The sequence below is a fragment of the Vibrio sp. D173a genome, from assembly GCF_030248475.1.
Map to the genome: position 1 here is coordinate 1 of NZ_JAHGAH010000279.1, position 14,654 is coordinate 14,654.

Genomic DNA, 14,654 nt, shown 5'->3' on the forward strand with positions numbered 1-14,654 from the left:
TTGTGTATAAGAGACAGCCCCATTAACAGGTCGGCTTTCACCTTCAGTTTGTCGTATCTTGCGATGGTCTTATTTCACTTCAGTGATATCACTTGGCTTCCAAGAACCGTCGTACCATGGTTCTAAAGGACCGTACATACGTAAGATACTGAACCAACCTTTGTTTGGAACCGTTTGAATCCAGTTTGCTTCTTTACCCTTCGGAGCGGTTGGACCGAAGTACAAGTCTACTGAGCCGTCTGGGTTTTCAACCATCTGGTCACGTTTATCGTTCTTACTTGGGAACGGTTGACTCGTTTGTAGCTCTGAACGTGTTTGCGTATCGTAAGCCACCACAGACCAGAAGTTCTTCGCTGGCACATTCGCAGGAATCGTCAGCTTGTAATTCTTACCACCATCAAAGAACTCACCCTCTGCCGTTTTATCAACAATGGCGTACTGAGAGCCTTTGCCAATCATCTTAAGCGCCATCGCTGGCGTGTTTACCGTTGCCATGTAGAAGAAATAAGTACGCGCATCCAGATTACGTCCGCCTTTACCTTCATCAATCAGCCACTGATAATCTTTGCCGATAAAAGCAGTTTTCCAGTTACGGTCGTCCCAAATGTACGCGTTTTCTGTGCGTGGGTTGAACATCAGCGCACGAGCCGTTGCGTTACCAATCGCTGCACCATCTTTCAGGATCTTCTGCATACGCGCATCAGGTTCGAACGGCTTACCTTTTTGAATACCAATTGTCGCAATCAAACCGCGCATTTCTGGGTCGATAAAATCAATAGGCTCTTTGTCGATCACCACTTTGATTTCGTCATAGAAATGTTCGTCATTGGCGTGAATAGTATTGAAGGCTTTACCACTACCTGAAGTGAAGGCCATTTTCGGTTGATCATCTTTCTTAGACAAAGGATAAATCTTCAAACCAGTGTGGTACGAGTTGACCGCTGCATCCGTTTTACCGTCTTTCAGGAAGCCTCTCGCGATAAACCAGTTCACGTAACTTGTCGATTGAGAAACGTGGTAGCCCTCAGGTACTGGACCATCGTAGTTTGGTGGCAAGATAAGGTATTTGCCGCCCTGACCTTTATCTGGCCCTACTACGCCCATATCAGTCACGAAACGGAAGAAGGCATCATTGACCGTAGTAGGCCCCATGCCCGGTGGAATTTCCACAACCGTTGGTCCGTCACGTTCTAAGTCAAGGAAAGCAGAGGCATACACGGTATCCGTGTTACCGGTTAGAAATAAAGGATTTGAATCCATCAAGTTATCAAATAGCATCACCTGATTGGATTTCGTCAATCCCATCTTTTCATGTCCAATTCGTAACGCTTCTAACGACGCCATAGGGATGGCATTCATGAATACTTCTGTTGCTCGCATAGTATCGAGATTGTTATAGAGCGTATCCATGGTTTGTTGACTTGGCACACCATCCTTGAAATTCAAAGTACCGATGCTTGTTTCTACCGTATTCGGCGTCATGATGCTTGTTGGAACATCTGTGTTGTAGTTACTGGTATTTGCCAGAACAGAAGATGAAACCAGTAAGCCAGTAAGCACAGCGATACGTTTGAGTTGAGTCTTTAGCATAAGAATTTCCTGCGTTATCAGTTGCGATACATTCACTCTACTTAAAGTTAGGAATCAATTCTGATGCTCGCCACAATCAAAATTGCCGACACACCTTTTTATGCAATGAAACTCACAATAAATCTCTATTAAAAACTGTCTACCAGGTCAATATTTAATCTTTTTTGAGAAATCTTTAGCCTACTTTTTGGGTATATTTCGAGCAAAAGAGAGACAATATAAATGCGGAGTGAAAACACTCTGACTCTACCCACTAAGCTCTTTGAGTTTCTATAGGGTAAGAATGAAAAAAGGATGCCACTTGGGCATCCTTTTGCTTTTATCCGTTTTCTGACTGCGGATTAAACGTCGTAAGTTGTAGACGCTGTGTCGCCACCTGTACCAGTCCAGTTTGTGTGGAAAAATTCACCACGTGGACGATCCGTACGCTCGTAAGTGTGAGCACCGAAGTAGTCACGTTGAGCTTGAAGCAGGTTTGCTGGTAGACGAGCTGTTGTGTAACCGTCTAGGAAAGATAGCGCAGAAATCGTACATGGCATTGGGATGCCAGACTCTAGAGATTTCGCTGCTACTTTACGCCATGCTGCTAGGCTACCTTGCAGGATGTTTTTGAAGTACTCATCAGAACCTAGGAATGCGATATCTGGGTTTGCTTCGTACGCATCACGGATGTTGCCTAGGAACGCAGAACGGATGATACAACCACCACGCCACATTAGTGCTACGTTACCGTAGTTTAGGTCCCAACCGTTTTCGTTCGATGCTTCGCGCATTAGCATGAAGCCTTGAGCGTAAGAGATGATCTTAGAAGCTAGTAGCGCTTGACGCAGTGCATCAACCCACTCTTGCTTGTCGCCTTCAACTGGAGTGATTGTCTTGCCGAATAGAGATTCCGCTTCAACACGTTGATCTTTCAGTGCAGATAGGCAACGAGAGAACACAGACTCAGAGATAAGCGTTAGAGGAATACCTAGGTCTAGTGCGTTGATACCTGTCCACTTACCAGTACCTTTTTGGCCTGCTGTGTCTAGGATCTTCTCAACTAGAGGCTCGCCGTCTTCATCTTTGTAGCCAAGGATGTCAGCCGTGATTTCAACAAGGTAGCTGTCTAGCTCAGTCTTGTTCCAATCAGCGAATACTGCTTGCATCTCGTCAGCAGACATACCAAGACCGTCTTTCATGAATTGGTAAGCTTCAGTGATAAGCTGCATGTCACCGTATTCGATGCCGTTGTGCACCATCTTAACGAAGTGACCAGCACCGTCGTTACCAACCCAGTCACAACATGGCTCGCCAGCGTCAGTTTTTGCAGAGATACCTTGGAAGATTGGCTTAACCGCTTCCCAAGCTTCAGCCGCGCCGCCAGGCATGATTGAAGGACCAAAACGTGCACCTTCTTCACCACCAGATACACCAGTACCGATGAAGTGAATGCCTTTCTCACGGCAGTGTGCTACGCGACGGTTTGTGTCTGGGTAGTTAGTGTTACCACCGTCAATGATGATGTCGCCTTCGTCTAGAAGCGGGATTAGGTTGTCGATGAACGTGTCAACAACGTCACCTGCACGAACCATAAGCATCACTTTACGTGGCGTTTCTAGCTTCTCTACTAGTTCTTCTAGAGAGTATGCACCGATGATGTTTGTGCCTTTCGCTGGACCTTCCAGGAACTCGTCTACTTTTGCAGCAGTACGGTTGTGAGCCACAACTTTAAAGCCGTGGTCGTTCATGTTAAGGATAAGGTTTTGACCCATTACAGCAAGGCCGATTACACCGATATCACCTTTCATTGTTTCTCTCCAATTGTCTTTTATTCGACCAGCGGCCGTATTAAACGATTTTTGCCGCTGCGTCTAAATCTAAATACCATTCCGTCAGACCCGCTTTCGCTTGGATCTTAGCTGCCGGATATGGCAGTACGCGTGCTGGTGAGCTGTTAATCTCTTCGATAATATCTGCTTTACCAGCGCCAAGTACCAAGTAACTGATGCGCTTCGCTGCTTCTAGTACGCGTGCCGTTTTCGATACGCGAATTTGACCAGACTCAGGATGAGAAGCCAACACTGATAGGTTCTCATCATCGTAGTTTGTCTGACCAGGAAACAGTGATGCGGTATGACCATCTGCGCCAACGCCAAGCAAGATCCAATCAAACACAGGAGTGCCATTTTCAGTTGGAATCACTTCTGACATCTCTTTCGCAAAGCGCTGTGCTTCTGCTTCTGGCTCTTCTTCACCACGGATGCGGTGGATGTTCTCAGCAGGAATATTCACCTGTGTAAATAGTAGAGCATTCGCTTCGCCATAGTTACTTTCTGCATCATCAGGCGCAACACAGCGCTCATCACCCCACCAGAAGTGTAGGTTTTGCCACTGAATTGACGTCGCGTAAGCTTCTGTTGCTAGAAGCTTAAACAGCATTTTTGGTGTGCTGCCGCCAGAAAGTGAGATGTGAACAGGTCGGCCCATTTCGCTAAACGCTTTCATGTCGTTAGCAAGGCTTTCTACTACCTGCTCTGCTGTTTGGTAGATCTTGTGGTTGATCATAGTTCGCAGTAGTCCGTATCTGTTAGGTTTTTACAAGGGAAACGCCATGCGCGGTTAGCTCGCTGTAGCAAGTCGTCCGCTTCTTTTGGTCCCCATGTACCACATGCGTATCCGAATAGCGCTTGTGGGTCTTGCTTGAAATCTAGAATCGGTTGCACGTATTTCCAACACGCTTCAACCGCATCGCTACGAGCAAATAGCGTTGCGTCACCGTTTAGGGCATCAAGAAGTAGACGCTCATAAGCAGTTAGCATTTGGGTTTCTTGCAGGTCAGCGTAGTGGAAGTTCATTTTCACTTCCTTCGCTTTAAAGCCTGCGCCCGGCTCTTTCAGACCAAAGCTCATTTGGATGCCTTCGTCTGGCTGAATACGAATAATCAGCTTGTTCTCTGGTGCGTTTTGACCAAACACTGGGTGTGGTGTCTGTTTAAAGTGGATAACCACTTCTGTCACGCGGGTCGGTAGACGCTTACCTGTACGTACGTAGAAAGGCACGCCATTCCAACGCCAGTTGTTGATGTAAGCTTTCAGGCCGATGTAAGTCTCGGTACGAGAATCGTCTGCTACGCCGTTCTCTTCACGGTAACCCGGAAGGTGCTGACCACGAACATCCGATGCTGTGTACTGACCCAATACAAGGTCGTTACGCAGTGCGTTCTCATCCAGTGGTTTCAGACACTGAAGCACTTTAACGACTTCATCACGCATCGCGTCAGCATTGATCTGTGCAGGTGGCTCCATACCAACCATTGCTAGCACTTGTAGCAGGTGGTTTTGGAACATGTCGCGTACTGCACCAGATCCGTCGTAGTAACCACCACGCTCTTCCACGCCTAAGAATTCTGCGCCTGTGATTTCCACGTAATCAATGAAGTTACGGTTCCACAGTGGCTCAAACATCGCGTTAGAGAAACGCAGGACAAGTAGGTTCTGAACCGTTTCTTTACCTAGGTAATGGTCGATACGGTAGATCTGATGCTCTTGGAAGTGCTCGTGGATTTCTTTGTCCAACGTGCGTGCTGATTCAAGGTCATAACCGAATGGTTTCTCGATGATCAGGCGTTTCCAGCCATCTTCCTCGTTGTTCAGGCCGTGTGCTGCAAGGCTTGCAGGGATCACGCTGTATAGGCTTGGTGGCGTCGCAAGATAGAAAAGCGTATTACGTTGTTCGAATTGGTATTCGTCTGCTAGTTGGTCTAAACGAGTCGCCAACTTGCTGTAATCTTGTGTGTCAGAAGTATTGATTGCTTGGTAATGCAGGTGGTTGATAAATGCATTAAGCGTTTCTGGCTCGGTTTTCTCCATTTCCTGAAGCGATTTCTTCAGCTTTTCTCGGTAAGAATCGTCGCTGTATTCAGTACGACTAACGCCAAGAATGGCAAAATTCTCTGGAAGCTGTTTGTTCGCATAGAGGTGGTATAGAGCAGGAATCAACTTACGATATGTAAGATCACCTGAAGCACCAAAAATAACGATGCTGCTGTTTTCTGGTATTACCATCATCTTTCCCTTAAAAACGAGGTACTTATTGTGTGCCCGGATACGGCTAAAGGATTGAGCCAACCCTATCAATGGCACCCCAAAATAGAAAATTGGTCTTACCTATTACGTTGATAGGTAAAGCCTATAGACCTAAATCTCTGCAACAACTGAGCACCTTAACCATAGTCAGGATTTCACCAATTACAGCGCATTCAGGACGCTTATGTCTCTAGAGTACAACCTTGCACTCTCTGGAGGAGATTTCCGACACGGGGGCGTATTGTCTACGACTATTTGATTTACATCAACACTTGCTGGTGCAAACGTTTAAATAATTTACACAAATGACAGTAAAGCACTGAATATTAACAAGTAATCATCATTAGATCGAAAGTTATAAAATTTAAGCAAAAACTCTAAATTGGAGAATAATTGTTCAAACTTGCAATCCATTACATAAGTAGTGTGCGTTACGTGGAGTTTACCGTTCAATCGCTATATTGCTGAGAGTTAAACTTGAGAAGACTGAACCGAGCTTTCTATCGGTTTGAAGATAAAGAATGAGCAGCATGTGCTAGAAAACAAAACGGTGGCTGAATAATCGCCACCGCCTCATCACCTATTTACACAATAAATATTCGCTGCTTTAATAAACAACACATATTACCGCATCACTTTTTTATAGCAGCGCTCAGGTCGCCCTACTGTTCCATAGTTTAAGTCGGCTTCCAGTTCACCTGAGCTAATCAGGTATTCCAGATAGCGTCTCGCGGTCGTGCGGCTAGCACCAATCTTTTCACCCGCTTCATCAGCGGTAAACATCACTTCCCCACCAAACAAAGCGCGTATCTTATCCAGTGTCACACCATCAATGCCTTTGGGTAATCGCTGCGGAGTATTTTCTGCTGAAACACTCGATTGCAGCATCTTATCCACCAGATTCTGATCCAAGCTTTCTGCCACATCCAATTGTTGGCGCTGAGAAATGTATTTCTGTAATGCTGCTTCTAACCGAGGGAACATCACCGGTTTGAGCAAATAATCGACCACACCGCCCCGCATCGCTTGTTGTAGCGTATCCACATCTCGGGCGGCAGTAATCAAAATCACATCACAGGTTTGATTATTCGTACGTAATGTATTGAGGATTTCTAATCCCGTTCCATCAGGTAAATACACGTCCATTAACAGCAAATCTGGCTTAAGCACTTCAAGCTGCATTTCCGCTTCCATGCGCGTTGTAGCAATGCCCACCACTTCTAAACCAGAAAGCTGGCTTAGGTACTTATGGTGAAGCTCTGCAATGGCAATGTCATCCTCAATGATCATGACTCGCGTTGCCGTATTCATACTTGTTCTTCCTTAGGCAAATACACGGTAATTCTCGTTCCATGTTCTGTATTTGGTAGCATCTCAACATAACCGTGATAACGCGTCGCCAGTTGGCTTACAAGATGTAATCCAACGCCTCGGCCTTGGCGAGACTTGGTTGAAATGCCCTTTTTCATGAGCTCTTGAGGCTCAATACTTTCTGGTAGCCCACACCCTTGGTCGACCACCTCTAATATCACTTCGTTTCCGTAATCACTGATCGATACATCAATACTGCGACGTTCTAAGGCAAACGCAGATTCAACTCGAATAGCAGACAAAGTCGCGTCAAATGCGTTATCGACAAGGTTGCCAAGAATGGTTACCAAATCTTCAGCGTTTAGCCATTCCGGTAGCGGTTCTAAGCGGCTGCCTTCTTCTACCATCAGCTGTAAACCGAGCTCCCGTGCACGCTCTGTTTTGCCCAAAAGCATGCCAGCAATAAGCGGGTCTTTAATCGTATCTCGCAAGAACTCAATCATCGCTTGGTAATGCGCGGTTTCTTGCCCAATCAACTGCTGCACCGCCTCTAGCTCACCCATTTGAACCAAGCCGCTAATAGTATTGAGCTTGTTTCTGTGTTCATGAGTCTGAGAGCGAAGTAAATCGGCATACTCTTTGGTTTGTGAAAGTTGCTCGGTCAGCTCATTGATTTCATCGCGCAGACGAAAACTCGATACTGCGCCAACGATTTTGCCATCCACAAAGATCGGCGAACGGTTCGCAATAAGGCGCTTATGATTAAGGAATATTTCGATGTCGTGATCTTCTTGCCCGGTTTCCAACACCGTATACAAATCACTGTCACGAAGGGTATCCGTTAATGGCTTATTAAGCGCGGCGTCTCTATCGATGCCTAGAATCTGACAAGCGCTGCGGTTGATAGAGCGCAGCACGCCTTGAGCATCAATACTCAGCACGCCCTCTTTAATCGTGCTCATAGTCACGTCGAGCTCACCATATAAGCGGCCAATCTCTTCTGGTTCGAATCCCAAAATAGCACGTTGGAATTTACGAGAAGCGTAGTTGGAGACAATGGCATTAGCCGCCACCACCGCGAGTGCCATTAAGATCAAGAATGCGAGAAACGGTTCAATGCGATCTTGCAAACGCTCCAGTAAGTAGCCGACCGACACAACACCGACGATATTGCCATCCTGATCGACGATCGCCGCTTTACCACGCACGGAATAGCCCAAAGAGCCTTGCGCCGTTGAGATATACGATTCCCCTTCTACCAGCGCTCTTTGGTTGTCACCGCCTTTCATCGGCTTGCCAATGCGCTCGTCGATAGGATGAATCAATCGCACGCCATCTTTATCGCCAATCACAATGAATGCCGCGCCAATCGCTTCGGTCATTTCACGAAAACGTGCTTGGTATGGCTCGGCGTTTTTCGACTCAATCATCTCCAACACAATGTGCGAAGTAGACAAGAAACGTGCGATGTCCAAGGCTTTCTCACCCATTTCCTGCTCTTGGTCGAATTTAAGGTAAGTAAAACCTGCAGCAACGAGAATGAGCAGCTCGATCAAACCCGATAGCGTCATAATGATGAGCATACGCTTACGAAAGCTGATCGTTTTCCAACTCATTGGCATCCCTTTTCTTTACTGCTGATCCACGTCACTGTGGTGATGCCCCTAAATTAACACCGACTTAACAACGACGCTTTTAATAAATGACAATTCTGTGAACGGACGAATTGAACTGGTCAACATACGGTTAATTCGTAAACGCTTTGAATAAGTGGCGGCATTGACTCAACATCCAACGAAAATCGCGGTAAAATCTCGCCTACTCTTAAATTCCAAAAGATGATCGATGAGAAAGATCTACGTGACAGAAGGCGATAAGAACGCCAAAAAACAAAAGCTCGCCTACCCGAAGCTTGCATTGTGCGACAAGTGTGTAAAAGATTACGTCATCATCAGCGAGGGAGAACGCACTTATGAAGAGTGCGCGAAATGCGGAGCTGATGACTAAGCCAAAGTCACCTCTCTAGATAGATTTGTTTCCAGTTGAGGCAAGCCTCTCTTGCCTCGTGTTCATACTCCTCACCACATCAAGTCTTCGACTCTTCGGCTTATTTATAGCTGCAGTGAAATATAAAAAACGCATCCTATCACCCGCTAAATAATGTTGTTATTTATTCAACATCATACATAAATTGCCATCTAAACCTTGAACGCGATCACACCAAATTGAGCGGTTTTTGAGGCGTTTTTAGACTTTCCGTCGTATAATTTTTAGTCAAGAAGTCACCGAGAGCTTTGAACAAAGAAAGCAGCTAATTGGAAGTCTATTTAACGCTCAATACTTGCGTCAGAAAATTTGAAGACACATTGATAAAAATACAAATACTGACCATAGGACAAATGCTTAGACACCATCTGCACTGAGATAACTATAAACAGAGGTGCTTTTATAGTTAGAAGGAACACCAAAACATGGAACGCGATACATTTGGAATTTGCCTGAATAAGGCCATGCTGTCAGAGAATATGTATTCAACGTTTACGCACGTCAGAGCTTATGAAAAGAGTGATACGAGCTCCGCAGACCTTAAGGTGCTGTTATCATTCCCACAAATGAGCGGTAAAGACCTACTGAATACGATGCGAGGTTCTCGCCAGCTTGAGTGGAGGGCAGAATTTCACTGCCCTTCCATGAAGTGAATCACTAGAAACAACGTCATGAACGCTGCGCCCAGCTAAGCCACTCTTAATTGGGCGCAACATTTTTCCAACATTTCTTTTCTTCAAGCACTTAACACTTTCCAATGAATACTTTATATCAGAGCCAATACTCTAAAAGCACAGTAGCCACTATGAAAAAAACCGGAAAACTCTGGATTTTGGGCCTTCTCAGCAGCTCAATTTCTCTTGCTTGTCACTCGGCTCCTATCACATTTGATGATGCATGGAATTTGTTGTTAGAAAACAACTATTCCCTTAAAGCACAACGTGCCAACGTTGAAAGCTATGAATACCAACAAAGCGCGACCGATAACCTCAATTTGCCACAAGTCAGTATTGGTGCGAACTACACACGTTTAGACACCGATGTAACGGTTTCTGGTCAGCAATTGCTAGACAGTACTGGCGCGCACATTACGTTGCCTCCACTTTTTAATGTCACTTCTACCATTACTGAGCGCGACATCTTCTCTTCTTCTATTCGCGCTATCTGGCCAATTTTTACTGGTGGACGAATCAACGCAGCGCAAGCCGCAGCGGAAGGTAAAACGGATGAAGCCAAAAGCCAGCTCGCAATGGAGCAGCAAGCGCGCTTTGAAGACCTCTCTAAATACTACTTTTCTGTCGTTCTCGCCAAAGAAGTATTGGCAACGCGTCAAGCGGTAGAAAAAGGCTTAACCAAACACCGTGACTTTGCAATTAAGATGGAAGAGCAAGGCCAAATCGCCCGTGTTGAACGCCTTCAAGCTGAAGCTTCACTAGACAAAGCCAAGGTCGAGACGCGTAAAGCGGCCAGTGATCTGAGTATCGCTCAAGCGGCTCTAGGTAAAATCTTAGCGCAGAACGATGCCGTCGAACCTTCAGAAACCCTATTCATTAACAACAATCTACCGCCGTTGAGCGCGTTTGTTGATCAAACCCTGCTGACCTACCCAGGCTTAGATTTGTTGGATGCCAAACACAAACAAGCATCAAGTCTAATCAAAGCTGAAAAAGGCAGATATTACCCAGAAGTATACCTGTACGGTGATTACAGCCTGTATGAAGACGACTCCCTTGCCAGCCAAATGAAACCAGATTGGTTAGTGGGCGTGGGCGTAAACATCCCACTGATCGAATCCACTGGCCGCAGCGAAAAAGTCAAAGCCGCGCAAAGCATGGTCACGCAGGTTGACGCACTCAAATCGCAAGCGAAACAAGACTTGTCCCTTCTGGTACAAAAAACCTACCTAGAAGCCCAGCAAGCCATTGATGAAGTGCAAGGTCTGGATTCCAGTATTGCACTGGCCGATGAAAACCTTCGTCTACGCGAGAAAGCGTTCACTCAAGGCCTATCCTCATCTTTAGATGTGGTCGACGCGCAACTGTATGTCGCGAGTGTAGAAACACAGCAATCAGCAGCACGTTTCCGTTATCTGATTTCTTTAACCAAACTATTAGCACTGAGCAGCGAAATGAACAGCTTCGCTCAATACCAACACACTGCTTACGTTCCAGCATCCACATCCAAAGAGGCAAAATAAGTCATGGCAGCAAAATCTCTAAAACCCGCTCTACTATCACTGTGTGCTTTGGGTGTCGCTTCTTGGGTTGGTTATCAGTTCTACCAAGCGTATCAACCGGAACCAGCACGTTTACAAGGTTTGATTGAAGCACAGCAATACAGCATATCTTCTAAAGTCCCAGGTCGTATTGATGAAGTTATGGTGCGCAAAGGTGATGATGTAGAAAAAGGTCAATTGATCTTTACTCTTCACAGCCCAGAAATCGAAGCAAAACTGGAACAGGCAAAAGCGGGTGAAAAAGCCGCTGGCGCCTTGGCACTAGAAGCAGAAAAAGGCGCGCGTGAGCAACAAATCCAAGCCGCAAAGGACCAATGGTTGAAAGCAAAAGCCGCTGCAGATTTGATGGAAAAGACTTACCAACGTGTAAATAACCTCTACAAAGATGGCGTAGTCGCAGAGCAAAAACGCGATGAAGCCATGACACAATGGCAAGCTTCGAAATACACCGAAAGCGCAGCGTTCCAAATGTACAACATGGCGAAAGAAGGTGCGCGTAGCGAAACTAAAGTCGCGGCAGCAGAAAAAGCGCGCATGGCAGCAGGTGCAGTAGCAGAAGTAGAAGCGTACGCAAAAGACACACAAATCTACAGCTGGTTTGATGGTGAAGTTTCTCAAGTTCTACTGCAAAGTGGCGAACTGGCGCCTCAAGGCTTCCCGGTTGTGACGGTTATTGATACTCAAGATTCTTGGGCAACACTGAACGTACGTGAAGATTTGCTCAAGCACTTCACCAAAGGCACCACATTCAAAGCTTACCTACCTGCACTGGACAAAGATCTTGAGTTTAAAGTGACTCACGTTGCGGTAATGGGTGATTTTGCAACTTGGCGTGCAACAGACGCATCGAAAGGTTTTGATCTTCGTACCTTCGAAGTCGAAGCTCGCCCTACCCAACCAGAGCCTGAGCTTCGAATGGGCATGAGCGTTGTGGTTGAGCTGTAATCGCGTTGGTTTAAAACTATGACGATTCAAATCTCACAACGACAAATCCTGCGACGCGATAAATGGCTATTCTCTTGCCTGACGTGGGTGCCAATCTTATTAGCCGTCACTATGTGGGGCGTTTTCTCGGCAGGCATTGCCAGAGATCTCCCGATAGGTGTGGTTGATTTGCAGCACTCACAATTGTCACGCAAGATGATTCAATCTCTTGATGCCTCTTCAACCCTCTCTGTTGATTACCACTACACCAGTGCAACAGAAGCGAAGAACGCGATGATAGAGGGTGATATCTACGCTTATGCTTTGATTCCCCCTCAATTTGACCAAGACATTCTTTTGCATCGACAACCGCAGCTATCGGTCTTCTTTAACAGCCAATACATTTTGGTCGCGAAGCTGATTAACTCTGCGGTTGCGCAATCTCAAGGCTATTTTGATGCTCAGCTCGAAGCCATGGGTAATCTAGCAAAAGGCAATACCACAACGTTAGCCGCCATTGGTCAAGCAGTGCCAATTTCGACTCAGATTACAGCCTTGTTTAACCGCAACACCAACTACGCTCAGTTCTTGGTGACAGCGATTGTTCCGGCGATCTGGCAGATCTGTGTCGTAGTCAGCACCATTTTGATCCTCGCAGCTCATTTTCGTATTTATGGAAATGGCAACAACAGCTTCGCCTTCTTAGGCGATCGCCCTTTCACTCGATTAAGCAAAATCCTTGGCCAATATATCCCGTTATTTATGGCACAAGGCGCACTGTTCTTAATCTGGTTTTATGTGCTGCTGGATTGGCCGATGGAAGGCAGCTACTTAGTGATGCTCTTAGCGCAGTTCGTAACGACCATCGCGTGCATCATCATGGGGGCCTTGTTCTTCTTCCTATCGATGGATCCTGCACGCGCGATGAGCTTTGCTGGCGCGTTTACCGCACCGAGCTTCGCGTTTATGGGGATTACCTTCCCGGTTTCAGACATGAATGCTCTTGCCCATGCATGGAGAGGATTACTGCCAATTACGCATTACATCGAAGTTCAGGTAGATCAAGCGAACTACGGTGCAAGTGCCGCACAATCTATTGGCTCACTCTGGCCAATGATTGGGTACATTATCCCGCTCTTAATGACGGCAGCACTGATGGCAAAACATCGCAACACAGCTTTGTTAAATAGCTCGTCTTCAACTGGTAGCAAACAGGAGGCTGTATGACACTGTGGCAACTGATTAAAACAGAATTTCGCTCAGTGATGACCAACCCTGTCGTGGTACTGACCGTCTTTGGTGGCGTGGTGTTTTATTCGTTCTTGTACTCGCTCCCGTACGCGCAACAAACGCCGAGAGAACAGCCTATTGCGATTGTGAATCTTGATGGCAGCCAAACCAGCTTAAAGCTTGAACGTATGGTAGATGCGACGCCACAAGTCAAAGTGGTGACTCGCCTACACACCATAGCCGATGCAAAACAAGCGTTCTTAAACCGCGAGATAACGGGCTTCTTGGTTATTCCAGAACACTTCTACAAAAACTTGTTGCTTGGTAGCAGCCCTACTTTGGCGTATGCCGCGGATGCTTCTTACTTTTTGGTGTACGGCACCGTTGTAGAAGGCCTTGCCACCGCGGGGGGAACACTTGGCGCAGAAGTAAAAGTGAGCAAGATGGTGATTGATGGTGTGCCACTGAGTATGGCCAGCCATGATTACTCCGCGATTAAGCTGAACATGAAGCCAACCTTCAACCCAACGATGGGCTACATCGAATACGTTGTGCCAGCGGTGTTTGTGTTGATTCTTCAGCAAACGTTGATCATGGCAATTGGTTTGCAGACCGGTACTCAACGCCATGGTCGCGGTTATTGGTCGCAAGTACCAACGGGCGCTTTGCTGTTCGCCAGAACCTTGGTCTTCGTTGCTATTTACTACCTGCTTAGCGCTTACTACTTTGGCTTTAGCTTCGAACGCTTGAACGTCAACCACATTGCTAACGCAGTTGAGCTACTGACCTTGCTGTTGCCATTCTTACTTGGCTGTTGTGGTTTAGGTTTATGGCTCGGTTACTTGTTACCAAGACGCGAGTTGGTGACATTGGTCGTGCTGGTTAGCTCAATGCCATTAATCTTCTTAGCAGGCTTTATTTGGCCAGTTGAGTCGATCCCTGCCCCACTACTTTGGTTTGCAGATTTAAGCCCGAGCACGTGGGCAATCAAAGGCTTTTTAGCACTCAACCAAATGGGCGCAACGTGGCAGCAAGTGGCTAAACACTGGACTGCTCTTTGGATTCTGACGGTACTTTGGGGCGGCGTTGCCTACTGGATTGCCAAACGCAATACCAAACCAGTAGTAACAGAAAGCTTAGGTTAACGGCTTTACATCCAATTAAGAAAGGGGCTCACGTAGCCCCTTTTTGTTTGCGTAGATGTTCTAGTGACAGAGTTGAGCTGAACAGTTTCGTATGCGCCCCATGAA

The 14,654-nt window shown here is 46.4% G+C and carries 12 protein-coding genes; 6 read left to right on the forward strand and 6 right to left on the reverse strand.

Translation table 11 applies throughout. The features are described 5' to 3' along the window. Positions 1–69: 69 nt before the first annotated feature. From KIV40_RS24015 to KIV40_RS24040, 6 genes are all read right to left on the reverse strand, one after another. Positions 70–1,590 carry a DUF1254 domain-containing protein gene (locus tag KIV40_RS24015; protein WP_021017710.1) on the reverse strand — a complete coding sequence of 507 codons (1,521 nt, stop codon included), beginning with the start codon at positions 1,588–1,590 and terminating at the stop codon, positions 70–72. 341 nt (positions 1,591–1,931) lie between these two features. Continuing rightward, positions 1,932–3,380 carry a decarboxylating NADP(+)-dependent phosphogluconate dehydrogenase gene (gene gnd / locus KIV40_RS24020; RefSeq protein ID WP_005531010.1) on the reverse strand — a complete coding sequence of 483 codons (1,449 nt, stop codon included), beginning with the start codon at positions 3,378–3,380 and terminating at the stop codon, positions 1,932–1,934. A gap of 40 nt (positions 3,381–3,420) precedes the next feature. After that, complete coding sequence (gene pgl, locus KIV40_RS24025) at positions 3,421–4,137, reverse strand: 6-phosphogluconolactonase (protein WP_012128079.1); 717 nt, start codon at positions 4,135–4,137, stop codon at positions 3,421–3,423. Further along, positions 4,134–5,636, reverse strand: a complete 1,503-nt coding sequence (zwf, locus tag KIV40_RS24030; protein ID WP_005426592.1) for a glucose-6-phosphate dehydrogenase — start codon at positions 5,634–5,636, stop codon at positions 4,134–4,136. The genes pgl and zwf overlap by 4 nt, the downstream gene beginning before the upstream one ends. 645 nt (positions 5,637–6,281) lie before the next feature. Then, a complete protein-coding gene (locus tag KIV40_RS24035; protein ID WP_012128081.1) occupies positions 6,282–6,968 on the reverse strand; it encodes a response regulator in 687 nt (228 codons plus the stop codon). Then, on the reverse strand, positions 6,965–8,584 hold the full coding sequence (locus tag KIV40_RS24040; RefSeq protein WP_285351695.1) for a sensor histidine kinase: 1,620 nt from the start codon (positions 8,582–8,584) through the stop codon (positions 6,965–6,967). Before KIV40_RS24040 ends, KIV40_RS24035 begins: the two co-directional genes overlap by 4 nt. A 229-nt stretch (positions 8,585–8,813) precedes the next feature. Here KIV40_RS24040 and KIV40_RS24045 point away from each other — a divergent pair, with 229 nt between their 5' ends. The 6 genes from KIV40_RS24045 to KIV40_RS24070 all read left to right on the forward strand — a co-directional run bounded on the left by KIV40_RS24045 (position 8,814) and on the right by KIV40_RS24070 (position 14,549). Then, positions 8,814–8,975 carry a hypothetical protein gene (locus KIV40_RS24045; protein ID WP_005434038.1) on the forward strand — a complete coding sequence of 54 codons (162 nt, stop codon included), beginning with the start codon at positions 8,814–8,816 and terminating at the stop codon, positions 8,973–8,975. Positions 8,976–9,439: 464 nt separating this feature from the next. Beyond that, entirely contained in the window at positions 9,440–9,667 is a 228-nt protein-coding gene (locus KIV40_RS24050) for a hypothetical protein (protein ID WP_012128083.1), read from the forward strand. A 152-nt stretch (positions 9,668–9,819) separates the two neighbouring features. Then, positions 9,820–11,211 (forward strand): TolC family protein, encoded by a 1,392-nt coding sequence (locus KIV40_RS24055; RefSeq protein ID WP_012128084.1) that lies wholly within the window; start codon positions 9,820–9,822, stop codon positions 11,209–11,211. Positions 11,212–11,214: 3 nt separating this feature from the next. Next, positions 11,215–12,195 (forward strand): HlyD family secretion protein, encoded by a 981-nt coding sequence (locus KIV40_RS24060; protein ID WP_005433845.1) that lies wholly within the window; start codon positions 11,215–11,217, stop codon positions 12,193–12,195. Between the two features lie 18 nt (positions 12,196–12,213). Next, a complete protein-coding gene (locus KIV40_RS24065; RefSeq protein WP_285351699.1) occupies positions 12,214–13,401 on the forward strand; it encodes an ABC transporter permease in 1,188 nt (395 codons plus the stop codon). Beyond that, positions 13,398–14,549: an ABC transporter permease gene (locus tag KIV40_RS24070; protein ID WP_285351701.1), complete on the forward strand. Its 1,152-nt coding sequence runs from the start codon at positions 13,398–13,400 to the stop codon at positions 14,547–14,549. Before KIV40_RS24065 ends, KIV40_RS24070 begins: the two co-directional genes overlap by 4 nt. The last annotated feature ends 105 nt before the right edge of the window (positions 14,550–14,654 follow it).